At 60.9% G+C, this 22,037-nt stretch carries 19 protein-coding genes; 8 read left to right on the top strand and 11 right to left on the bottom strand.

Going from position 1 to position 22,037, the window contains the following annotated elements:
• Positions 1–26: 26 nt before the first annotated feature.
• The 7 genes from AB4Z38_RS19645 to AB4Z38_RS19615 all read right to left on the bottom strand — a co-directional run bounded on the left by AB4Z38_RS19645 (position 27) and on the right by AB4Z38_RS19615 (position 5,908).
• Positions 27–770 (bottom strand): NADPH-dependent F420 reductase, encoded by a 744-nt coding sequence (locus AB4Z38_RS19645; protein WP_441431256.1) that lies wholly within the window; start codon positions 768–770, stop codon positions 27–29.
• A gap of 76 nt (positions 771–846) precedes the next feature.
• Positions 847–1,770, bottom strand: coding sequence for an SDR family NAD(P)-dependent oxidoreductase (locus AB4Z38_RS19640; RefSeq protein WP_441431255.1), 924 nt, complete (start codon positions 1,768–1,770; stop codon positions 847–849).
• Between the two features lie 44 nt (positions 1,771–1,814).
• Positions 1,815–2,573, bottom strand: a complete 759-nt coding sequence (locus tag AB4Z38_RS19635; protein ID WP_441431254.1) for an SDR family NAD(P)-dependent oxidoreductase — start codon at positions 2,571–2,573, stop codon at positions 1,815–1,817.
• Positions 2,574–2,590: 17 nt separating this feature from the next.
• Complete coding sequence (locus AB4Z38_RS19630) at positions 2,591–3,541, bottom strand: isocitrate lyase/PEP mutase family protein (protein ID WP_441431253.1); 951 nt, start codon at positions 3,539–3,541, stop codon at positions 2,591–2,593.
• Positions 3,538–4,059 (bottom strand): cupin domain-containing protein, encoded by a 522-nt coding sequence (locus tag AB4Z38_RS19625; RefSeq protein WP_441431252.1) that lies wholly within the window; start codon positions 4,057–4,059, stop codon positions 3,538–3,540. Before AB4Z38_RS19625 ends, AB4Z38_RS19630 begins: the two co-directional genes overlap by 4 nt.
• Before the next feature lie 35 nt (positions 4,060–4,094).
• Entirely contained in the window at positions 4,095–5,297 is a 1,203-nt protein-coding gene (locus AB4Z38_RS19620) for an LLM class flavin-dependent oxidoreductase (RefSeq protein ID WP_441431251.1), read from the bottom strand.
• A 74-nt stretch (positions 5,298–5,371) separates the two neighbouring features.
• Entirely contained in the window at positions 5,372–5,908 is a 537-nt protein-coding gene (locus AB4Z38_RS19615) for a flavin reductase family protein (protein ID WP_441431250.1), read from the bottom strand.
• Between the two features lie 261 nt (positions 5,909–6,169).
• Here AB4Z38_RS19615 and AB4Z38_RS19610 point away from each other — a divergent pair, with 261 nt between their 5' ends.
• Complete coding sequence (locus AB4Z38_RS19610) at positions 6,170–7,216, top strand: helix-turn-helix domain-containing protein (protein ID WP_441431249.1); 1,047 nt, start codon at positions 6,170–6,172, stop codon at positions 7,214–7,216.
• Here the strand turns inward: AB4Z38_RS19610 and AB4Z38_RS19605 are convergent.
• Both AB4Z38_RS19605 and AB4Z38_RS19600 read right to left on the bottom strand, forming a co-directional pair.
• Complete coding sequence (locus tag AB4Z38_RS19605; protein WP_441431248.1) at positions 7,213–9,006, bottom strand: glycoside hydrolase family 15 protein; 1,794 nt, start codon at positions 9,004–9,006, stop codon at positions 7,213–7,215. The two genes, AB4Z38_RS19610 and AB4Z38_RS19605, sit on opposite strands and share 4 nt — an antisense overlap.
• A 68-nt stretch (positions 9,007–9,074) precedes the next feature.
• Positions 9,075–9,224 (bottom strand): hypothetical protein, encoded by a 150-nt coding sequence (locus AB4Z38_RS19600; protein WP_441431247.1) that lies wholly within the window; start codon positions 9,222–9,224, stop codon positions 9,075–9,077.
• A gap of 328 nt (positions 9,225–9,552) precedes the next feature.
• Here AB4Z38_RS19600 and AB4Z38_RS19595 point away from each other — a divergent pair, with 328 nt between their 5' ends.
• The 7 genes from AB4Z38_RS19595 (at position 9,553) to AB4Z38_RS19565 (ending at position 18,924) form a co-directional block, all read left to right on the top strand.
• Entirely contained in the window at positions 9,553–10,599 is a 1,047-nt protein-coding gene (locus AB4Z38_RS19595; RefSeq protein WP_441431246.1) for a helix-turn-helix domain-containing protein, read from the top strand.
• A gap of 281 nt (positions 10,600–10,880) precedes the next feature.
• Positions 10,881–12,332: an MFS transporter gene (locus AB4Z38_RS19590; RefSeq protein WP_441431245.1), complete on the top strand. Its 1,452-nt coding sequence runs from the start codon at positions 10,881–10,883 to the stop codon at positions 12,330–12,332.
• Between the two features lie 775 nt (positions 12,333–13,107).
• The gene (locus AB4Z38_RS19585) at positions 13,108–14,169 is read left to right on the top strand and encodes a sugar ABC transporter substrate-binding protein (protein ID WP_441431244.1); all 1,062 of its coding nucleotides are present in this window, start codon (positions 13,108–13,110) and stop codon (positions 14,167–14,169) included.
• A 175-nt stretch (positions 14,170–14,344) separates the two neighbouring features.
• Entirely contained in the window at positions 14,345–15,442 is a 1,098-nt protein-coding gene (locus AB4Z38_RS19580; RefSeq protein WP_441431243.1) for a sugar ABC transporter substrate-binding protein, read from the top strand.
• Between the two features lie 81 nt (positions 15,443–15,523).
• Positions 15,524–17,092, top strand: coding sequence for a sugar ABC transporter ATP-binding protein (locus AB4Z38_RS19575; RefSeq protein WP_441431242.1), 1,569 nt, complete (start codon positions 15,524–15,526; stop codon positions 17,090–17,092).
• A complete protein-coding gene (locus AB4Z38_RS19570; RefSeq protein WP_441431241.1) occupies positions 17,089–18,105 on the top strand; it encodes an ABC transporter permease in 1,017 nt (338 codons plus the stop codon). The genes AB4Z38_RS19575 and AB4Z38_RS19570 overlap by 4 nt, the downstream gene beginning before the upstream one ends.
• Positions 18,106–18,162: 57 nt before the next feature.
• The gene (locus tag AB4Z38_RS19565; protein WP_441431240.1) at positions 18,163–18,924 is read left to right on the top strand and encodes an SDR family NAD(P)-dependent oxidoreductase; all 762 of its coding nucleotides are present in this window, start codon (positions 18,163–18,165) and stop codon (positions 18,922–18,924) included.
• A gap of 281 nt (positions 18,925–19,205) precedes the next feature.
• On the opposite strand, the gene AB4Z38_RS19560 is transcribed toward AB4Z38_RS19565, so the two are convergent.
• A complete protein-coding gene (locus tag AB4Z38_RS19560; protein ID WP_441431239.1) occupies positions 19,206–19,349 on the bottom strand; it encodes a Dabb family protein in 144 nt (47 codons plus the stop codon).
• A gap of 101 nt (positions 19,350–19,450) precedes the next feature.
• On the bottom strand, positions 19,451–20,773 hold the full coding sequence (locus tag AB4Z38_RS19555) for an NtaA/DmoA family FMN-dependent monooxygenase (protein ID WP_441431238.1): 1,323 nt from the start codon (positions 20,771–20,773) through the stop codon (positions 19,451–19,453).
• Positions 20,774–22,037: the final 1,264 nt, after the last annotated feature.

The raw sequence follows: 22,037 nt of genomic DNA, 5'->3' as shown, positions 1-22,037 counted from the left end.
CGCGGCCGCCGGCGAATTGTCACTGGTTAGCTGTAGATGGCCCGGTTGAGCCGGACGATGTACTCGGCGCTGACATCCGAATAGTTCGGGAAGCGTTCGGTAATGGCCTCAAGCACGATGTCCCTTCGCTGTGGGATCCGGGCCTTCTCGGCGGCAGCAAGGGCGTTGGGTAACTTGTGGCGCGTAAGGTCGGTGCAGTAGCCGGGCGCTCCGGGCTGCTGGCGCCAGGAGTCCGCCAGGGATCCGGCGTCGACCGCGTCAAACCCGGTCTCCTCGACGAGAGCCATTGCTACCGCCTTGTCGCGATCGCTATCCGCGGCCACGGGGATGGCGATCCGCTCGGCATCGCCCGCTTCGCGTCCCTTCTCCTCGAAGGACCCCGCTGTGATGGCGTTCCAGGCCTTGGCAACCGGGCGCCCGAGCTGCTCGGTAATCCAAACGCTTTCGACCATCCCGCCTTCCAGGGCTTCCACCCGCCCATCGCGCAGGGGATAGTAGTTGGACGTATCGACGATGACGGCGTCGGCCGGGAGGTCGGAGATAAGGGTTTTCACCCCAGGCATCCGGCTGAGCGGGATGGACGTGATGAGGACGTCGACGTCGGTAGCAACGCTGCTTGCTTCTACTGACCGGGCACCCGCTGCCACAATGTCCGAACTGATGGTTTCGGGGCCGCGGGAATTCGCAACCTTTACATCATGGCCTGCTCCACTCAGTTTGCGGGCGAGTGTCGCGCCTATTGATCCTGCTCCTAGAATGCCGATTTTCATGAGAATCCTTGTTTTGTTTTGTGAGCCAATTTTTGGCCTTGATCTTGCCTCTACGTGGTGGTTGATGCCGCGACGGTTACCGCGATACGTCCGCTGCGTCGACTGGGAGCACCGTGTCCAATTCGGGCGCCAAGAACACCATCTGGTCGCGGAACGACTCGCTCGCGTTGCGAAATGCCCGCAGCTCGCCGTCCTTCATGAGCGCCTCCCCGCTGTCGGCCCAGCTCTCGGGCGTAGGTGATTCGACCTTCATTCGTGGCATGCCGGCAATGGCCACGCGACCGGCTGCAACTCCGGCGATCTCGAACGTTTCGCCAAATACTGTCGTGTCCTGGTGAGCCAACCACGTTACGAAGGCAGACACCGAGCTCGCCGGAACATTGGTGCGCATGGCGTCCTTGACGACGGGATTGGGGAAGGCGTCCTCCGTCATCGGTGTCAAGGCAACCGGCATCAGGGTGGTGACTTGAACTCCCACCTCACGAGCCTCCGCCGCGAGGGTGATACCAAGACCCCAGATCGCGGCCTTGGCAGCGTTGTAGGCCGAGTCAGTCGGAACACCCATGACGCCGTTCGACGAGATGTTGATAAGCCGGCCACTGCCTGAGGCAATGAGGTGCGGCATGGCAGCACGTGAGACTCCAACCACGCCCTTGACGGCCACATCGAAGATGCGCCACCACGTCTCGGGCTCCATCTCCCAGAAGCGGCCGAACGCATTGATCCCGGCGTTGTTCACGACAATGTCGAGCTGCCCAAAGGAGTCCAGTGCCGTCTGGACTATGTCAGACGCGTTGGTGACGACGTTATTGCTGTCAACCACTGCGATGCCGCCGGCTTCGGTAATTTCGGCCACGGCCTCGTCGGCGTTCGCCACGTTGACGTCGTTGACGACCACCCGCGCCCCGCGGGAGGCCAGCATCTTTGCATGCTCGCGGCCCATTCCCTGTCCCGCGCCCGTGACAATTGCCACCCGGCCCTTGAAATCAAGATTGTTCATTTTTCAGGTACTCCATTTCTTTTGAATCCGGAAGGCGTTGCCACTTACTTTCCAGCCAGCCAGCCGCCGTCGACCGCCAGGGAGATTCCGGTAACCATGCGTGATTGGTCCGAGCAGAGCCACACAACCGCGTCTGCCTGATCCTCAGGTTCAGCCAGCCCGCGCATCGGAATCGCCGACAGGATCCTTTCCCGGAATTCGGGCGGGTTCTGCTCGAAAGCGTTCTTCATCATGGGACTCGTCGTCGACCCCGGGGTGAGAGCGTTGATACGGATGCCCAAGGGGCCGTAGTCCATCGCCGCGTTCCTTGTCATCCCGACGACACCGAATTTCGAGGCGGTGTAAGGGGCGTTGTTGGCGATTCCGACAAGGCCCGCAGCAGAAGCAGTGTTGACGATCGCGCCGCCTCCGGTCTTCAGCATCGAGTTGACTTCGTGCTTCAGGCAGTAGAAGGTGCTGTACAAGTTCACCTTCATGACCCGATCCCAGGTGGCGCTGTCAGTCTCCCCGATAGGTGCGAAGACACCGTTCATCCCCGCATTGTTGAAAGCGAAGTCCAGCTTCCCGAAGTTCGACACCGTCGCGTCGACGAGACCTTTGACCTGCTCCTCATCGCTGACATCGCATTGGAAGAAGACAGCCTCTCCACCAGATTCCGTGATGATCTCCACCGTTTCCCGCCCGGATGCCTCATCAATATCGGACACCAATACGCGCGCGCCATTCTTTGCGAACGCCAGAGCACCTGCCCGGCCAATGCCTGAGCCCGCGCCGGTGACGAGTCCGGCTTTGTCCTTCATCATCAATCGCTCCACATTCATTAGTAGCTCTCTCCAACATGCACGTTGTTGTCATAGTTGCGGTGCGATTCTTGCGGGAGGAACCTGTCCTCGGTTTCACGCACGTAGTCGGTCAGGGGACGGCCGAACATTGCGCCCCAACCGATGCTGTCGGGATCATCATTCAAGTGGTCGATGTACTCGCCGATGGGTGTGGCCTCGCCTGATTCCTTGACCTGCATGAGCAAGCGCCAAACCTCTTTGACTCCCGGAAGCACGAAAGCCACAGGCTGAATCGCTTGGCCGATCGTCGTCATCTCGGCGACGGTCTTACGGCCGATCAGCGGAACCCCGACGGCGTAGGCAGGCCCGGGTGTCTCCTTCAGCGCGAGTTCGGCCTGCTCCCACGTATGGAATCCCTCGTAGAAGATGACGTCCGCACCGGTCTCGGCCTTGTAGAGCTGCGCGCGGCGGATTGCCTCGTCCACGCCACCGCCAGCGGCACCATAGCCGTCGGTTCGGGCAACGATCACGAAGTCGCTGTCCAATTTGTCGCGGGCATCGACGGCGGCGTTCAGTCGTCCGATAGCCTCGGCGTCCGAAACCAATTCGATCCCGGCTACACCGCCTGATTTCTTGGGCTCCCGCTGATCCTCAATGTGGATTCCGGCGACGCCGGCGTCAATGAACTCGGACACGGTGCGCTGCACGTTGATTGGCGCACCGAAGCCAGTATCGGCGTCGCAATAGATGGGAATGTCAGCGGCGCGGGCAGTGCGCTTTGCATGCTCAACCACCTCGGTCAGGGTGAGCCATCCCGTGTCAGAGACACCCTGCCACCAGGCGGACATGCCGCCGGAGAGCTGGAACGCGTCGAAGCCCGCGTGCTGCGCCATCTGTGCGTGGAGCGGCAGGGCGCCGAACGGCACCAGTGCCGTCCGGGGACTGTCGAAGACGGCACGCAGCGCCTTGCCGGGTGAGGTCAGACTCATGATGCGACCTCAGGGGTGTTGAAACCGACAGTGACCACGACGTAGACGCAGTCCTCGTCGTACGGATTCTTCCAGGCATGGGGCACGCCGGCCATGACGAGCAGGTCTCCCGGAACAAGCGTGCGCTTCTTTCCCCCGGGGAGTACCAGGTCCACTTTGCCCGAGATGACCACCTCATAGTCGATGGTGTCGCTCGCGTGCATTCCGGCGTCGCCGTCGTCGTCGGTGGCGCTCATGCTTTCGTCCAGCGTCGCCGCGTCCACCTCCCCGGAAGAGTGCGCGGGGAAGCTGCTGATACCGAAGGTGGATCCATTGGGTCCCGCGAGGGCGACCTTGCTTGGCGGGGAACCGATGTTCGTTTTGCTGTGGCCCCCGTCTACAGCCCAGTAAAAGGCACCCGCTGCCACGCCGGGGAAGTCGAACTCGGCGCCCGGGCCGACATCGAGGAAGTCGGCTTGGCCGGACTCGTTCGGTCCCGCGACGACGAGTTGGAATTTTTTGGGATCAGGAAAAGTCATCTGTGTTCACTCCTTCGTGGATGGACGCTTCGTCGTCAGGCGCGCAGGCCCGCCTCGCGCATCAGCGGGAAGATCTGCTCGTTCAGCCGGTCGAGGCCCTCGTCATAGTCGACGAGGCCGGTGCAGATGCCCGTGATGCCCGATGCCTGCAACTTCTGCAGCTCCTCGACGACCATCTCGGGCGTACCCGTGATCGGCATGAGTGCCGCGCGGCCAAAGGCCCTCACGGACTCGTCACGCTTGTAGTCCTCGGATTGCTTGTACTCATCCCAGTTGAAGCTCTGGGTGCCGGTGCGGATGATCTCGCGATAGCGAAGCGCGCTCTCCCAGTCGGTGCTCTCTGTCACGTAGTCGGCGTAGGCGCGTGCCTCCTTCTCGGTGTCCTTGACGATGATGTGCGCGCCCGCCCACAGGCCGAGGTCTTCGCGACCGGCTGCGTCAGCCTTCTGCCGAATCTTCGGAGTGAGCTCGCCGCTGTGCTCGACACTGGCAACCGACGCGAACAGGACGTTTGCGTGCTTGAACGCGAACTCCTGCCCTGCGGGGCTTGAACCGGCGCTCATCACCATCGGGCGGGGGGATTGCACGGGCTTCGGGTACGCTTGCGCACCCTTCAGATTGAAGAATTTGCCGTCGAAGTCGAACTGCTGCTCCTCGTTCGCCCACAGGCGCTCGGCGATCTCAATCCACTCGTCGGCGAGTTCGTAGCGTACGTCGTGCTCGGGGAGCTCCACGCCGAAGATGTCGTACTCGGGCTTGAAGTAGCCAGCTGTTACGTTGAGCCCCATGCGGCCGCCGCTGATGTGGTCAATGGTGGTTACCATCTTCGCGCCCATCACGGGGTTCATGAACTGCACGTTGCATGTTGCGATGATCTGAATGTTCTGCGTCACTGCGGCGAGTCCTGCCGCCCAGGTGAACGTCTCGAACTGACGGCCCCAGGGGCGGTCGGGACCTGCGAGTCCCTGCCAGCGTGCGATGGGGATGAATCCGTCCACTCCGTACCGGTCCGCCTTCTGCGCAAGATGCTGCACCTCGCCCCAGTTGCCAAGCTTGATCGAGTTGTCCGCGAAGTTCAGGCCGCCTTGCCCGGTCGAGACGTTCGCCCCGAAGATCGCGACCTTGAAAGCGTTGTCGCCGCCGACCATCGGGCTCTTGTCACGCTCGACTGTGTAATCCGCGACAAAGTCGCGGTCAACAAGGTGGTCGGTGGAAGTTTCGTTGGATGCGATGCTCATAATCGCCGTCCTTTCGGGAAGAATCTAAATTGGTGTTGAACGGGTTGGATTTCTTATGACCGGCAGGTCCCGGTTCAGATCTGGGATGCGTCCCCAAGGGTGTGCCAGCGCCGGTTGTGGTAGACAAGCGGACTTCCTGGTGCCGCGTCACCCGACAGCGCCGGCGACGCTTGAAGTGCCTCGACGGCCACTATGGACGAACCGCCGGCGGCCATCGAGTTGATGATCCTGCCCCGGATCCAGGCCTGGGCTTGGACAAAGTAGGGCTCGCCCGTCGCCAGGCGCGACCAGAGAGAGGTGTCAGCAAAGCGGTCGATCCCGCTGGTGGCGCAGAGTTTGGCAATGTCCACTTGTTCAGCACTCAGTAGATGCACAACGACGGTGTCTGCGCCGAGAATGGTCGGAGTGCTGGACGAAAGTTCCGATACTGAGAATGCCAGGATCGCAGGTTCGGCACTGGCCGAAATGACAGACGTTGCTGTCAGGCCGACCGGCCCGTTGCCCGCATCAGCCGTGATGACAGCGACACCACCGGGATGGTTGCGGAAGGCGGCCTTGAATTCGTCGGCAGTGATTGCCGGTTCAAGGCTTTGGGTGATGGATAAGCTCACCGGATCTCCTTTGATATCAGTGCGCCGGCTTCACTGCCGGCCCTTGCTCAGGGCTTCAACGTTAGGTGCGCAGGTGAGGTAAGTGGCATGGCAAGACATGCCAAACAGATGGGAAACTGCGTCATGCCAGGGCCACTTGTAAATACATGGCGTGGGATGCAAAGCTGGTGACGTGCTTCACATGTTGGGCTGCTGCGGCCCCTTGGCTTGGAACCCTGAAACGCTGGAGCGCCTCTTCGTCAACGGTGAAAGGGGGCAGCAGTGAAACTAAGCTCTTACCAGAATCTGCGGTTACCCAACTTCAGTGTTCACGGACTCTGCGCAGTGTTGAAGGACGCGGATCTTGATTGGCAAACTGCGCTCAGAAGCGCAGAAATCGCCCCCGACGCTATCGACCGCCCGGGAGGCACTATTCCTGCGAAGAAGGAGTTGGCCTTCCAACTGCAGTTCGTCGCTCTCACAAAAGATCGCGTCGATCTCTGGGTGAAGGCCGCACAGTCCTACACCCTGGGCTCCTTCGGTATTCGCGGATTGGCCCTCGCTACCGCACCGACCATTGCGGCCTGGGTAGAAGCCGGCAGCTCAACAGACTACGCCCCCGGCCTGATGGAAATCAGGCCTCTCCGGACGTTGGATGACACGGTGACCGGTATGGAGTTCACCTACCCCGACACCCCTGCAGAGCTCATCCCGTTCAGCGTCTACCGCGATTTCTGCGTCATTGCCCGAACTTTTACATGGATGTACGGCAGCTCTTTCCCCTTCACCCAGGTCGAATTCCCTCTCACAGAAGCCTCCCCTGAGATTTTCCCCTTCGTCCCGTGCGCCATCGACTCCGGATCCGATGCACTGCGGCTCTGGTGGGATCCCGAAACATCGGTCCACGAACTCCCCTTCGGTAACGCCTTCCAGCACGAAGCATGGCTCAAAGCGGATCACCAGATTCTTGACGATCTCAGGGCAACCGGCGACTGGCCCGACACTGTCATGAAGATCATTAGGGCCGCACCCGAGCTCAACCGCAAACTGGCAAATGTTGCCGCAACACTGCGGGTCTCCCCCCGCACCTTACAACGCAAGCTCGAACTAACCGGTGACGACTTTGCCCAGCTCCGGGACAAAGCCTTGCGTGACCTCGCCGCCGATCTGCTGGCCAAAACGGATCACTCTGTAGCACGGATATCCCGCACGCTGGGCTACACAGACCCAACGAGCTTTACCATCGCCTTCAAACGGTGGAATGGGATGCCACCAACGGCCTACAGGGAAGCTTCCCTGTATAAGAACAACACAAGTTCCACGGCTTAGGCGCCCTCGCTGTGCATGGCGTCTGCGGCGCGTATCAGGGCAAGGTGGGAGAAGGCTTGTGGAAAGTTTCCGGCCATCCGTTTTTCGTTCATGGAATATTCTTCGCTGAGCAGTCCGAGGTCATTGCAAAGTCCGACCAGGGCGCCCATCAGCTTCTTGGCGTCTTCCCGCCTGCCTGAGCGTGCGTACTGTTCCACCAGCCAGAAGGAGCAGGCAAGGAAGGGATGCTCCCCCGGCGCCAATCCGTCGACGCCGGTCTCGGTGCGGTAGCGCATCAGCAGACCCTCAGGAGTGAGTAGCTCCTTCTCCAGCTGGGCGACTGTTCCCAGCATCCGCTCATCGTTGTAGGCGAGGAAGCCGACCTGCGGCAAGACCAGCAGGGCCGCGTCCGTCTCCTCGCCACCGTATGTCTGGGTGAAGGAATTAAGGTCACGGTTGAATCCGAGATCCGAAATCTCTGCGGCCAACCGATCCCGATGCCGCTCCCAGTGCCCGAGCGGCCCAGGCAGTCCGTGGTCCCGGACAGCACGTACGCCGCTGTCATACGCCGCCCACATCATGACCCGGGAGTGCGTGAAATACTGCGGATCGCCCCGCATTTCCCACAATCCCAGGTCCTTGTCTTCGAAGTGTTTGTCCACTGATCCCAGGAGGGCGCGCTGCAGGGCCCAGGAGAAATGGTCCTCCTTGCCCCCGGCCAGGCGCAGCCGCTCCAGTACCACCATCACCTCCCCCACAACATCGGCCTGATGCTGGAAGACGGCCGCGTTCCCGATTCGAACGGGTTTGGCGTCCTGGTAGCCAGGCAGGTGCGGGAGTTCCTTTTCCGTCAGGTCGCGTTCGCCCCCTACGCCGTACATTATTTGCAGTTTTTCCGGGTCACCTGCGAGCGCACGCAGAAGCCAATTCCGCCATTTCAGGGCTTCGGATTCGTAGCCGTGCGTCAACATGGCTTCGAGCGTCAAGGATGCATCGCGCAGCCAACAGTAGCGGTAGTCCCAGTTGCGTGGTCCGCCAAACTCCTCGGGCAGGGAAGTGGTAGGAGCAGCAACAATGCCGCCCGTCTCATAGTGGGTTAAGGCACGTAAGACCAGAAGTGAACGCTTGACGCCACTCTGGTAGGGCCCGTCGTAGCGGCAATTGCCTGCCCATGTGGTCCAGTAGTGGATGGCGTCGTCCAGGGCTGCGTCAATGTTGATGGCCGGCGGCACGTCCTGGTAAGAAGGGAACCATGTTAGGTAGAAGTCCACATTCCGTCCCTGCTGAACCGTGAACTCCCCCGCGTGCCGGTGGTCTTCGGCCTGCGGAAGAGGGGCGCCCCGCAAAGACAGAGCGTCCGGACCAGACATGGCGAGAAGTATTTCCGCTTCGGGGTCTGCGCTGTCGCGGATCCTGCTCACCCAAGGCAGGACGGTGGCGTACTGGGGCCGAATCCTTATCTCGTGATGCATGGGGACTGTCCCGCTGAGTCCGGTGACCCGGCGGACGAGTGATGGCTGGGCGCCACCTACTGGCATGAAGTCCGTCACCATCACCTTGCCCGAATTGGCCTGCCACGTCGTTTGCAGTACGAAGGTCGAGCCCACATAGTGACGATCCACTACGACGGCCTTCGGCGAACTCGGGGCTAACAGCCACCGGCCATGGTCTTCATGCCCGAGCAGGGAGGCAAAGACAGAGGGCGAGTCAAAACGCGGGAAGCAGAGCCAGTCCACGCTGCCCTGCCGGGAAACCAGGGGTCCGGTGTGGAGATCCGAAAGCAGCGCATAATCCTCAATCGGGGCAGCCATGCTTCACTCAACCACAAGATGAAAGATCCCCATAGGCCTTGCGGCCAAAGCTGCGAACGCAGGGTCAATTACCGTGCTTGGGCAATGCGTTGGCCCGGTGTGCAGACAAAGAACTGCGGTTGCGCGACCGGTGCAAACGGAACGATGAGCCACTGGTTGCCGTAGAGCTCCACGTAGGAGTCGGAAGGGCAAAGTGTGAAGGCTTCTTCGCGTGTCATCTCGTTCCCTCTCCTTTTTTGCGTTGTTTCGGCTCCACTGCGGAGCCTTGTTTAGCTTCAACGTTAAGAGCCTGCCGCGCTGGACCGGCATGACAAGGGACGCCAAGTAGATGGGAAACTGCGCCAAACGTGACTTCTTGTGTGTTGATGGCCCGCTGGGGGTGCAAAGATACTGCCGTACTGCACGAGCCTTCTGATACTCGGATTTGCCGACGCGCTTTCGAGCAGGGGCCTGTCCCTCCACAAAGACGAGGAGAGCGATGCATCCCCGAACCGGTCCTGAACTTACTGAGGCGCTCCGCTATGCCTGCGGCAGAAGGTGGCAAGGGTGAAAGGCGGAACCTATCAGAACCTGCGGGTAGCAAACTTCAGCGTTCACATATTGCGTGGACTGCTTGAGGATGCGGACCTGGATTGGCAGACTGCGCTGGCGAATGCGGAAATAGATCCCGATGCGGTGAATCGGCCGGGAGGCACTATTCCTGCGAGGAAGGAGCTGGCCTTCCAGCTTCAGTTCGTTGGTCTCACAGAAGATCGTGTCGATCTCTGGGTGCGGGCCGCGCGTGCTTATTCACTGGGCTCCTTCGGGGTGAGAGGATTGGCGCTGGCTACTGCGCCGACCATTGAGGCGTGGGTAGACGTTGCAAGTACCACGGACTACGGCCCTGCCCTGTTCGAGCTGGCGTCACTGAGGACACCGGACGGCGCAGTAACTGGGATGGAGTTCACCTACCCCGATGCCCCGGAAGAATTGGTCCCGTTCAGCGTTTACCGCGACCTTTGTTTCATTGCCCGGAATTTCACCTGGCTCTACGGCAGCCCCTTTCCCTTCACCCGGATCGAATTTCCTCTCGCAGAAGCTTCCCCCGAACTTTCGGCAAACGTCCCTTGCAGCATCGACTGCGGCGCCGACACGCTGCGGCTATGGTGGGACCCCGCTACGTCAGCACAGGAACTTCCCTTCGGTAACGCCTTTCAGCACGCGGCATGGATCAAAGCGGATACCCAGATTGTGGACACTCTCAGGGCGACCGGAGACTGGGCCGACACTGTCGCGAAAACCATAAGGGCTGCCCCCGAGCTCAACCGCAAACTGGCAAATGTGGCCGCAACACTTCGGGTTTCCCCCCGGACCCTGCAACGCAAGCTCGAACTCACTGGGGATGACTTCGCCCAGCTCCGGGACAAGGCCTTGAGTGACCTCGCCGCCGATTTGCTTTCGAATACGGATCTTTCGGTAGCGCGGATATCCCGCAAACTTGGCTATACAGAGCCCGCCAGCTTCACCATCGCCTTTAAAAGGTGGAAGGGGATGCCACCGTCGGCCTACAGGGAAGCTTCCCACTACAAAGCCAACGTCAAATCCAGAGCCTAAGCCTGCCCCCGCGCCCTCCTGACCCTAACGCACCTTGGCGTACATTCCCATGTGAACGGCGTCGAATGCCGTGCCGCGCTGGAGTCGACCCAACTTAACGTTGAAGCCTGCACAAGCCCGGCAAAGAAGCCGGATTCTTCCGCGGAACACAACGTATGGCGTCGACGTCGTCGGCACATCGAACCAACGATGCGCGCCGGGTCCCTCCGATCTCATGCACTTGCTCTCCGCCGTCAGCAACGACCCCAGCGGCTGCTGGGTAAAACAAAAGGTAGTCAAAGATGACACAAACAATAGCGGTCGAGTCCCGCACCGGCCGAAGCACACCGATAATTGCCCTGCTCCTGCTGAGCGGCATAACGCTCGACATCCAGTACGGAATCCTCGCTCCACTCATCGGAGTGATCGCGACTGAATCAGGCCTGACGGGCTCGGAAATCGGTTGGGTCCTTAACGCGCTCATGATGGGCAGCGTGATCTCGGTCAGCCTGACCGCCCGAATGGGTGACATCTTCGGGCATCGCAAAGTTCTCATCGCGCTGATCGTCCTGGCACTGGTGGGATGCGCCCTGGGTGCAACCGCCAACGGTTTCTGGCCTCTGGTCGCGGGCCGATTCCTCATGGGCCTCGCGGTCACGATTCCGCTGAGCTGGGGGCTCCTGCGTCCACGCGCGACGGCCCGGCAAATCCGCCTGGTCTCGCTGGTGCTTTCGACAGTGATGGCAGTCCTCACACCGCTCGCACTAATTGCCGGCGGCCTCATCGTTGGACTGGGTCTGCCCTGGGAGACCGTCTTCTGGGTGACCTTCGCCTTGTACGGGGTCATGCTGATCCTCGCGCTGATCTCACCTGAGACGCCCGTTGCCGCCCGCGCTGTGGTGCAGCTGGACTGGTTCGGTGCGCTGGGGCTCGGCGTGTGGGTCACGGCACTCCTGGTCGGAATTGCTGAAGGGCCCGGCCAAAGCTGGACCTCACCGCTGGTGCTCGGGGCATTCTTGGTCAGCGCAATGACATTGGCTGCTTGGATCATTCAGCAGCGACGCACCCAGGAGCCCCTGGTGTCATTCCGCAACATGGATATCCGCCAGACGCTTATCGGATACTCCGGAATTCTCCTGATCAGCCTGGTTGGCCAAGGCATCTTTATCGTACTGCCGGCATGGCTGCAGACCCCGGATTCTTCCGGCTACGGCCACGGCCTTTCCGCCCTGGCCTCCTCGTTCGTACTGCTCGCTATGATTCCCGGGGCGGCACTGGGGTACCTCTGGACCCGGTGGGGTCTTCGGCGCCTGGGACCGAAGACCGTCCTGGTCATTTCCGGATCCGCTGCCGTCCTCGTCTTCCTCGGACTGGCCCTGGCCCAGGGCCAGATGTGGCTGTCCTGGTTGTGGGTGTTCCTGTACGCGCTCACGATCCTCAGCTGCCTGACCACCGGATACACCCTCGTTGCGGCTGCTGGCCGCCAGGACAACATGGCGGTGACCGTTGGCATGCAAAACATCATCCAGTTCGTCGGAGCGATGATAGCCGTCGCAATTATCCTGAACGTGTTGGTTCCCGGCTCCGACGGATTCATTCCCCAGGCAACGTTCGCCGGCATCTACATCGCCTCGGCCGTGGTCATCGCTGTCTTCGTCATCGTCTGGGCGGTACTGGCACCCAAGCGCATCACCGACCTGCATGCAGTCGACACAGAGACCGATCCCACGAAGGTTCATGCTGCCAGTCACTAGAAGGCCCGGAAGCTGCTCCAGGCGGCGTGCCTCCCGGAGGCGAGCCCTGTCGCCGGGGCCGGTGAGTAGTTCGCCGACTAAACCGCGGGTTGCTCACCGGCCTCGCCGGCGCGTGAGCAACCCGCATTCATGGGCTGCCCGCGCCGTGCCGGATCTCTTGGCGGCGCGGCCCCCGGCCCAAAAAGACGCGACCAAACGGACACAACAATGACTTATCACAAGCAAGATGACTGGCTTCCCCTCATCGGCGAAACAGTGCAAATAAGACAATATGGTCGATTTGTCCGAACGGGGACTGTCGACGCGGTCACGGGCGACGCCACGATCTTGTGGCTTGCGGCCGACGGCGTGAACCAGCGTCGGCTGATCAGCAAAGCTGAAGGGTTTGAGGTTTGGATGACCTACAGATGGGAGGCCGCGGCATCCCGGAGGTGAAATTCCAGGTGATCGACAACCGCGGCTGAATGCACGGTCGTGGAGACCCACGGCAGCAGCACTAGACTGCAACTTGTTGCGCAAATTGAATCGATTTAACATCATATTACGATAGTAGTTACCAGATAGTGCAAGTTTCCTCTTGACGTACTTACCGCTCCGCACGTAGCGTCTCCATTGCACCCACCAAGATCGCCAAGCAAAGAAGCTGGCGGCAAGTCACCCTAACGTCCGGTCGGCAACGACGCCGGCTGGACGCATGGCAGGCCAAGGTGGCGCACGTTTCTGAACGTGCGAAAGAACCGCAAGGAGAAAAATGCGAACAAGGAAGTCGCGAATCATGTGGACTGCAGGATCGACCGCGGTGCTGCTGGCCCTGACTGGTTGTGCTGAAAGCGCCAGCAGCCAGAGCCCCAGCGACACTGTCGCGATCGACGTCGGCAAAAACATGAAGGTCAACCTGAAGACCAGCCCTGACCTCAAGGTCGCCGTTTTTATCCCCGGTGTCGCCAACGCTTACGGACAGGCGCAGGAGCTGGCCGCGAAGGAGACTGCCAAGCAGCTGGGCATGGAGATGACCTTATTCGACGGTGGCTACAACCCTAGCCAACAACTCAACCAGATGCAGACGGCGCTAGCCTCAGGCCACTACGACGCCGCCGTGGTGCAGGCGCTCGACGGCACGGTGGTATGCAAGACCATCACCGAGGATTACCCCAAGGCCAACATCCTTGTGGTGGATAATGTCACGCCGTTGTGCGAGTACGGCATTAATCAGACCGGCAAATCGGTGGACGAGGTCTGGGCGCCGGGCACCATGAACTTCGTTGGCAGCAACAACACCCGCGCCTACATCGACGGCTGGTTCGCTGCCGCGGCCAAGGCGAACCCCGGCAAGCAGAAGGTAGTTGCTGTTCTTGGCCCCGCAGTCGCCGCGCAAACTCGCGTCATCGAAGTTGCCCTAGCGAAATTCTCGGCGGACAACCCTGACTACACGGTCGACAAGATCTACACCGACTACACAACGACCGGCACATTTAACGAGACCCAGACCTACCTACAGGGCCATGCGGACACTACCCTCATTCTGTCCATGTACACGCCGGATATCTCTCAGGGCATCGTCAAAGCTGCAGAAGGCGCCGGCCTTCTTGGCAAGATCCACATCGTGGACCAGGGTTTCGGCGAGTTCTCGATCCAACAGATAGCGGCAGGAAATATCCAGTTCTCTACGCTGTTTTTTCCTTACAACGGGATAAAGGTATCGCTTGAGGCCATTGCTGCGGCTCAACGCGGGGATGCAGGCCCTCGTTTTGTCGATGACTCGGTCATCGGCACTGCGAAGAGTCCTTTCACTGTCACGAAGGACACGATCACCGAGCTTCCCGCCGAACTGCGGTAGTCCCGGATCGACAGGAGGCGGGCGCCCCCTCTCACGGCACGTTACCCCCGTCGGCGCGGTCACTCCCCCAGTTGCGTCGGCACACCACTAGACATCACGATCGCGAAGCAAAGAAGCCCGCGACACATCACATCCCGGCTGCCTAAGGCGCCGGAACGAGGTAATCAGGAGAATTATGCGTACAACGAAGTCGCGGGCCATGCTGGCTGCGGGATCTACGGCAGTGCTGCTCGCCCTGGCCGGTTGCGCTGGAAACACCGGCGCTAACCCAGGCAATCAAGGCCCAGCCGGCACGGTCGCAATCGATGTCGGCAACGACATGAAAGTCAACCTGAAGACCGGCCAGGGCCTTAGGGTCGCCGTCTTTATCCCCGGTGTGGCCAATGAGTTCGGGCAGGAGCAGGAGCGGGCGGCAAAGGAAACTGCAAAAGAACTTGGTATGGAGATGACCCTGTTTGACGCAAGCTACGACCCGAACAAGCAGCTCAACCAAATGCAGACAGCGATGACATCCGGAAACTTCGATGCCGCAGTAGCAATGGCCCTCGACGGCGTGATGTCCTGCAAGCTCCTCACCCATGATTTCGCCAAGGCAAATATCCTTACGTCGATATCAGGCTCGCCCCTGTGCGACGACGGCTCAAATCACACCGGCAAGTCGGTTGACGAGGTCTGGGCCCCGGGCACCTTGAACTTCGTGGGCAGCAACACCACCCGCGATTACGTCGACGGCTGGCTGGCGGCCGCAGCGAAGGCCAACCCGGGTAAGCAAAAGGTGCTCGCGGTTCTTGGCCCGGCCGTCAACACTCAGACGCGCGTCACAGAAGCCGCAATGGCAAAGCTCGCAGCCGATAACACCAACTATTCGATTGACACGATCTACACCGACTGGACGACGACTGACGCGTATAACAAGACCCAGACCTACCTGCAGGGCCATCGGGACACCACCCTCATCCTGTCTGCGTCCTCGCCCGACCTCACCCAAGGCATTATCCAGGCTGAAAAAGAAGCCGGTCTTTCGGAGAAGATACACGTTGCGGACGTCGGTTTCGGCAAATTCCAGATCCAACAATTGGAAGCCGGCAACGTCCAGCTCTCCACAATGCTCTTCCCTTACAACCAGATGAAGGCAAACCTCGAGTCCATCGCCGCCGCGCAACGGGGGGATGCCGGCTCCCGTTTTGTGGATGACTCGGTCATTGGCACTGCAAAGAATCCCTTCGTGGTCACAAAGGAAACAATCTCCGAACTGCCCGCCGAGCTGCGGTAGCACCGTAGTTCGTCCAGCCTTGGGCTGGGGCTACGTTCCCTCGACCGCCGCCCCAGCCCAATAGAGAAAGTAGAACTGGCAATGGAGCCTTCGCAATCGGACCCGGCCATCGGCGTCGCGCTTAAAGCGGTGTCGAAGACCTATGGTGCCACACGCGCATTGATTGATGTGGACGTCGAGATCCACGAAGGAACGGTACATGCGCTGATCGGTGAGAACGGAGCCGGCAAGTCCACGGCGTTGGGCGCGATCGCCGGGCGCGTCGACTTTGATGGAGGTGTCGTCGAAGTCTTCGGTGAACGGCTCGAGCCGGGGAACCTTCGCGCTGCGCGCCGAAGCGGCGTGTCCGCAATCTATCAGGAACTTACCATCGTCCCTCATCTGGATGCGGCAGCAAACGTATTCCTTGGATCCGTCCTGTCCCGGTTCGGAGTTCTCTCGAGCCGCGAAATGCGTCGTCGCTACGTCCAACTGTGTGTCGAGCTGGACGTCCGGGTCATACCTGCCGGCGTTCCCGTTGGCTCCCTGTCAGTGGCAGAGCAGCAGCTGCTCGAGATCATGCGGTCCCTGGTCATCGATCCGCGTGTCATCCTCTTCGATGAGCCGAGCGCGTCGCTCGCCGTCGAGGAACGGGAAGCCCTGTATAGGGCGATCGAAGGATTACGCAGGCGCGGCGTCACCATCGTGATCGTGAGCCACAACTTCGACGAGATCGAACGGCTCGCCGACTGGATAACGGTCTTTAGGAACGGCCGAGCCATCACCACGAGCAGGCGCGGAGAGAAAACCCGGGCCGAACTCGTGCGCGCGATGCTCGGTGACCAGCGGGGGGACCAGACGCTTGGCCGGGTACTCATGGACAAACCAGTGGAAATTCACGCAAGACCCGTCGAGCCGGGCGTGCCCACGGTTCTTGAAGTGGCTGGGCTCACCGTTCCGGGAGCCATCGAAAATATCGACCTGGAACTGAAGCCCGGCGAAATACTTGGCATCGCGGGTCTGGTCGGTTCTGGCCGCTCGACATTGCTGCGGGCAATTGCTGGCGCGGAACACACTGCACGGGGAACTATTCGGCTGGCGGGCGCGGAGTCACCCTGGCCGCGGACCGTCCGCGCCGCGCGCAAGCTCGGCATCGGCTTGATCCCCGAGGACCGGAAGGGAGAAGGGCTCGTTTTGCTCCGCAGCGCCGCGGATAACATCGCACTCGCCAATCTTGGCTCCGCTTCATCCGGCGGAGTGATTAGCCGGAGGAAACTGCGTGCGATGGTCGCCGAGGCAGCCTCACGGCTGAACTTTCCTGTAGCCCGGTTGGGCGAACGCAGCGACAGGTTCTCGGGCGGCAATCAGCAGAAGTTGCTGATGGCACGGTGGTTGTACGACCGACCCCGAGTCCTCCTCGCGGACGAGCCCACACGCGGCATCGACGTAGGCGCCAAGGGCGAGCTCCTGGAGACTTTACGCGTGATGGCGGCCGAGGGCGTTGCCGTGATCATGGTCTCGTCCGAGCTTGAAGAAGTGTTGGCGGTGTCGGACCGGGTGCTCGTAATTGCCAAGGGCCGCAGCATGGGGTTCCTTGAGCGGACCGACGATCAGCAGATCGCCATGGAAGACGTACTACAAGCAGCATTTGGATTGAAGGAGCACGCATGAGCGCCACCATCGACCGGGACACCACCCCGGAAAGCACTGTTACTCCCAGGGTGACGGCAAACAGGAGGCTCAACCTGCGGGAGCGAGCAGCAAGCCTCGGGATGGTCTGGGTGCTCATCATCCTCGTCATCGCGGCGACCATCCTCAACCCGCGCTTCCTCAACTTGGGAAACCTGGTCAACATCCTGACCCAGAACGCCCCCGTCGGCATCATTGCCGTGGGGATGACGTTCATTATCATCGCAGGGGGCTTCGACCTTTCGGTGGCCGCCGTGCTGGCTATCGGCGGAGTGTCCTATGCGACCCTGTCCCACATGATGCCCGCGGGGCCAGCCATACTCATCACGCTGGTGATCGGATTCCTCCTCGGCCTGATCAACGCCCTCCTCATCACAAAAGCCAAAGTGAATGCGTTTATCGCGACTCTCGCAACCGCCTCGTTGTTCAGCGGCCTCACCTTGCTGTACACGAACTCCAAACCGGTTTCCATGGCAACGGGCGGCTACGATTTCCTGTCGGCTGAAGACTTGCTCGGAGCCCCGCTCTCCGTCTGGCTTCTTGCGGTCCTCGTAGCAGCAGGATGGTTCGCACTTTCCAAGACCGTCTACGGCAGGGGAATCTACGCGATCGGCGGCAACAACGAAGCCGCACGGCTGGCCGGACTGCCCGTAGTCTCACTTCGGGCAAGTACCTACGTGCTGACAGCTATGCTGGCGGCCCTCGCGGGAATCGTCCTGGGGTCAGTCATCGGCGTCGGACAGCCAGGCGTGGCCGTTGGAGTCACACTCAACTCCATCTCGATCGTTATCATCGGCGGAACATCACTTCTCGGCGGAGAAGGCGCCATGTGGCGGACGCTCGTTGGCATCCTGATCTTTGGAACCATCAACAACGTCTTCGACATCCTCGCATTTCCGCAGGCGACACAAGAGGTGGCCCTCGGTGTGATCGTGCTCGCCGCCGTATCGCTGGATGCCTACACCCGGTCACGGAAACGGTCCGGAGAAGCCTGAGCTGTGTCGACAAATGGCATGTGCTGAAGAGTCCACTATCAGAGAAGGAAGATAAATATGCCGCGATTGGCCGGCAAGGTCGCCATCATCACAGGTGCAGCCAGCGGAATAGGGCTCTCCGCCCTAAAACTCTTCGTGGCCGAGGGGGCGCGGGTACTCGCCACGGACATCTCCGCGGAGGCACTGCGACAGGCGGTCGCTGAAATCACCGGGAACGGCGGCGAGGCAATCGCCCGCACGCACGACGTTTCCTCGGCTGAGGACTGGAAGCACGTAGTTGACGACGCTCTCGCCGAATGGGGCACCATCGACATCCTGATAAACAACGCCGGCCTTGCAATGGCGAAGGGTGTTCTCGATGCTGAACTTGAGGATTGGAATAAGGTGATGGCCATCAATGTCACCGGACCTTGGCTCGGAATGAAGAGTGTCATCCCCGCGATGCAGACCGCCGGCCGCGGTTCCATCGTGAACGTATCGTCGATCGCCGGGATTGTCGGCGGCGCCTCGGACGGCGGCAGCGCGGCCTACTCCGCTTCGAAGGGGGCAGTCCGCTCCCTGACAAAACACACCGCCCAGTGGTTTGCCAAGGACAACATCCGGGTGAACTCAGTGCATCCAGGTCCGGTCGACACCGGTCTGACCCGTGGCTACGGGCTTACGAAGGAATCGCTGGCCAACCCTGGAACCGTTCCTTTGCCGCCTCACGCCGGGGAGGCCTCTGATATCGCCTATGGCATGGTCTACCTTGCGTCGGATGAGGCGAAATTCATCACCGGAACCGAGCTCGTTATCGACGGCGGATTTACCTCTCAGTGAAAAACCCACTTTCCTACTCACACAGCGGGCCGTGTTCGGTCACAGGACTGCTGGGATCCGAAACCCACCTCATCCGCCGAGGTCGGACGGGGGCTTCCGAACTGCTGGTTCGGAAGCCCCCGCGGATTGGCTCAGATCTCGAGGTCGAGGATGGCGATGTCGGTATTCTTGCGGAACTCGAGGATATACATGGCCACGTCCATGTGGGTGGCATCGGTCGAGAACACCTCCAGGGCGGCGCGGTCTTCGAGTTCGGCGACGAGGCCGAAGTCGAAGTTTCCCTAGACGCCAATGTCGAAACCTGCGTCCAGAGAGCGTAAGCCGGGGATTACGCCCACGAGTGCTTCCAGGCGATCCATCGCCTCTTGCACCCGCTCGATTGGCGTGCCTTCGATCACGCGGAATAAAACGATGTGTCGGATCAAGATGTTTCCTTTTACTTACCCGGCGTAGCCGCCGTCGATGTCGTTGCCGGTGTCGGTCACGAACCGCGGCTCGCCTACGGCGAGATGATGTTGGCTTGAAGTCACCGCGTGATTCGCGGATCGACTCCATATTGGGCCGGAGCGCCAAGATGATCGCGCAGGGTAGTACCGTCATATTCACGATGGAACAACCCGCGATCCTGGAGGATCGGCACCACGCCATCAACGAAGGCGTCCAGCCCATCCTCGTATATGTCTGGGGACACCCAGAAGCCATCAACAGCGTCTGCCTCGAACCATTCCTGCATGTGGTCAGCGGCTTCGGCGGCAGGTCCGACGATGACGGGGTGGTAATCGATCACGCCGTGCGCGAGCACGTCGCGGACCGACCAGCCTTCACGCGCGATCTTAAGTGCATGGCCCGAGCGCGGGTCGCCTGCTGATGGTCGCGCCGTGGACAACTGCTCGGCCGATAGTGGTTCGTCAAGCCGTGCAAGATCGAGGCGCAGGCCGAGCATCTGTCCGAGATAGGACGCGCGCTGAGGAAAAATTCGTCCGCTCAACGTGATTCGGCGATCGAGGCCTTCGCGCCTATCGTTCGCGATCGTTGTCATCAGGCCGGCAAAGAATTCGACCTCGTCCGGGTCCCGCCCGGCGCGTTCGGCCGCTTCACGAAACGCGGCGCGCTGCGCCCGCGCGTCGTCGATCGTGAAAGCCGCGCCGATGACGCCACTGGCGTAGCGGCCTGCGAGTTCGAGTGCGTTTGGGCTGCCCCCGGCGTGGAAGATGACGGGTTGCCCCTGTTCGGAGGGAGGAATGTACAGCGGCCCACGCGACGCAACAAAGTTGCCGCCCATGTTGATGGGAGCGACCTGCTCGGCGTTCGCGAAGCGACCCGTCGCCTTATCGTGCACCCATGCCGTGTTTCCCCAGCTGCCCCAAAGGGCCTGTACCAGCTGGACCGTCTCATGCGCTCTCCCGTAGCGTTCGGGACTGGACGGCAGTCGTTGGCCATAATTCGCCGCGACGTCCTCGCCGCTCGATGTGACGGCGTTCCAACCGGTCCGTCCATGACTCATGACGTCCAGCGCCTTGAACTGCCGCGCGAGGTTGAACGGCTCGTTGAAGGTGGTCGAGCCGGTGGCGACAAGGCCAATCCGGCTCGTTTCGCGGGCAACAGCTGCCAACGAGACCATGGCATCCAGATTGAAGCTGGGCGGTTCATTCTCAATGTCGCCGACGTGACTCGGACCGTCCGGCAGGAAAAGGAACTGGAGCTTTCCACGCTCGGCCGCTTGCGCATGCCGAACCTTCGCGTCGAAACTCGTATAGCTCGTAGGGTCGACCGCCGGGGCGCGCCAGGCACCAGGCAGGTTGCCGTACCCGTTGCCCAGATGCATGCCGATAATCATTTGTCTTTTCATAATGTCCTCTTTCCGTGCGCAAATCCGAACTGTTCGTGCCGTCGACTGCGCGCTATGGCGAGATTTCAGGTGAGTCGGTGGCGAGCCCGTCTGGACTAGGCGCTGGCATGAAGATCTCCTAAGAGTGAGACGTTGTGGACAGCCTGGATCAGCTGAGCGGTTGCGCGTGCCCGTTCGGAGGCGACCGGGAGACGGAAACGTCGGGCTGGCTTTGCGCTGTATGTGCTCGGGTGCTTGGGATGAATTGCTGCGGCGACAGAGCCTGAAGGCCTTGGAGCCGCGGAAAGTGGCGGGCAGGGTTGGGATAAGAAAATCTGTACGGATAAGAAAATCACCTACCCATGGTGCAACCTTCTCACCAATGAGAAGGTCAAACGAGGTGTCATTCTATGAAGACTGATGTCGACCGGCAAGAGCGTCGAGTCTCCGGTTGGGTTCCGCTTAAACACCTGCACCCCAAGGCCAATACCTCCGCAGTGCCACGGCAGGAGCCAAAGCTGTAGGGGGCGTAATGAGGCCCAAGATCCGCCGTTTTACCGAGGCCACAGGCAGGTTCGGCGCCCACCAAACTGAAGCGTCCGACCACACTCCGGACTTCCACACTGTCCAAGGCCAACACCACCCCCAGGTCCCGCCCTTGGCGGTTGTCGGTCTACCACATCTCACGAACGCACATGCCAACGGGGCACTGCGCGGGGGCACACTCAGGAGCCGAGTTATTAGGGCCATACCCACGCGAAAATATGTCAGCCCGGGCGCGAAGAGGGAAACTTAGTATGACTCCCTGGAGAAGTAGACGTATGTGTTGATGTCCACACCACCTTTGGCAGGACAACCGAGCTCATTCGGCCTCCGATGACGTCGAAGAGTAGCGTCCGCAAGAAAAGGTTCAGGCTTGATCCTGCGAAAGTCATGTCGTCCCCGCTCCCCCGGCCCATGAACAGGTGTTGGCCACCCCCGACCGACCCAACGCAACCGGAACGAGGAACCGCAAAACCCCACCACAGTAGGCGGAGGGCCCACCAGCCAGGACCCTGAACCCGCCACCCACACACCTAAATAGGCCACCGCGGCGGCCAGGCCACAGCCCGCACACATAGCGTCAGAGGGACGCCACCAGGCGAATTCTGGGGGTCGACGCAACACCCGTGGTCAGCTGGCTATTAGTAAATCACGAAGTCGCTCGGCCGGGGTGTCCCAGGCGAGGGTTTTGCGGGGGCGGGCGTTGAGTTCCTGGGCGACGTGTTCGAGGTCTTCGGGGCCG

The organism is Arthrobacter sp. 2RAF6, assembly GCF_052115205.1.
Lineage (GTDB): Bacteria > Actinomycetota > Actinomycetes > Actinomycetales > Micrococcaceae > Arthrobacter.
This window is presented reverse-complemented; position numbering and strand designations above follow the sequence as displayed.

What these genes read in the sequence shown, in the direction of transcription:
- AB4Z38_RS19555 (WP_441431238.1), bottom strand. Translation starts at nt 20,773, where the DNA reads ATGAAAAGACAAATGATTATCGGCATGCATCTGGGCAACGGGTACGGC.
- AB4Z38_RS19635 (WP_441431254.1), bottom strand. Translation starts at nt 2,573, where the DNA reads ATGATGAAGGACAAAGCCGGACTCGTCACCGGCGCGGGCTCAGGCATT.
- AB4Z38_RS19605 (WP_441431248.1), bottom strand. Translation starts at nt 9,006, where the DNA reads ATGGCTGCCCCGATTGAGGATTATGCGCTGCTTTCGGATCTCCACACC.
- AB4Z38_RS19575 (WP_441431242.1), top strand. Translation starts at nt 15,524, where the DNA reads ATGGAGCCTTCGCAATCGGACCCGGCCATCGGCGTCGCGCTTAAAGCG.
- AB4Z38_RS19565 (WP_441431240.1), top strand. Translation starts at nt 18,163, where the DNA reads ATGCCGCGATTGGCCGGCAAGGTCGCCATCATCACAGGTGCAGCCAGC.
- AB4Z38_RS19600 (WP_441431247.1), bottom strand. Translation starts at nt 9,224, where the DNA reads ATGACACGCGAAGAAGCCTTCACACTTTGCCCTTCCGACTCCTACGTG.
- AB4Z38_RS19630 (WP_441431253.1), bottom strand. Translation starts at nt 3,541, where the DNA reads ATGAGTCTGACCTCACCCGGCAAGGCGCTGCGTGCCGTCTTCGACAGT.
- AB4Z38_RS19645 (WP_441431256.1), bottom strand. Translation starts at nt 770, where the DNA reads ATGAAAATCGGCATTCTAGGAGCAGGATCAATAGGCGCGACACTCGCC.
- AB4Z38_RS19625 (WP_441431252.1), bottom strand. Translation starts at nt 4,059, where the DNA reads ATGACTTTTCCTGATCCCAAAAAATTCCAACTCGTCGTCGCGGGACCG.
- AB4Z38_RS19590 (WP_441431245.1), top strand. Translation starts at nt 10,881, where the DNA reads ATGACACAAACAATAGCGGTCGAGTCCCGCACCGGCCGAAGCACACCG.
- AB4Z38_RS19580 (WP_441431243.1), top strand. Translation starts at nt 14,345, where the DNA reads ATGCGTACAACGAAGTCGCGGGCCATGCTGGCTGCGGGATCTACGGCA.
- AB4Z38_RS19640 (WP_441431255.1), bottom strand. Translation starts at nt 1,770, where the DNA reads ATGAACAATCTTGATTTCAAGGGCCGGGTGGCAATTGTCACGGGCGCG.
- AB4Z38_RS19620 (WP_441431251.1), bottom strand. Translation starts at nt 5,297, where the DNA reads ATGAGCATCGCATCCAACGAAACTTCCACCGACCACCTTGTTGACCGC.
- AB4Z38_RS19570 (WP_441431241.1), top strand. Translation starts at nt 17,089, where the DNA reads ATGAGCGCCACCATCGACCGGGACACCACCCCGGAAAGCACTGTTACT.
- AB4Z38_RS19585 (WP_441431244.1), top strand. Translation starts at nt 13,108, where the DNA reads ATGTGGACTGCAGGATCGACCGCGGTGCTGCTGGCCCTGACTGGTTGT.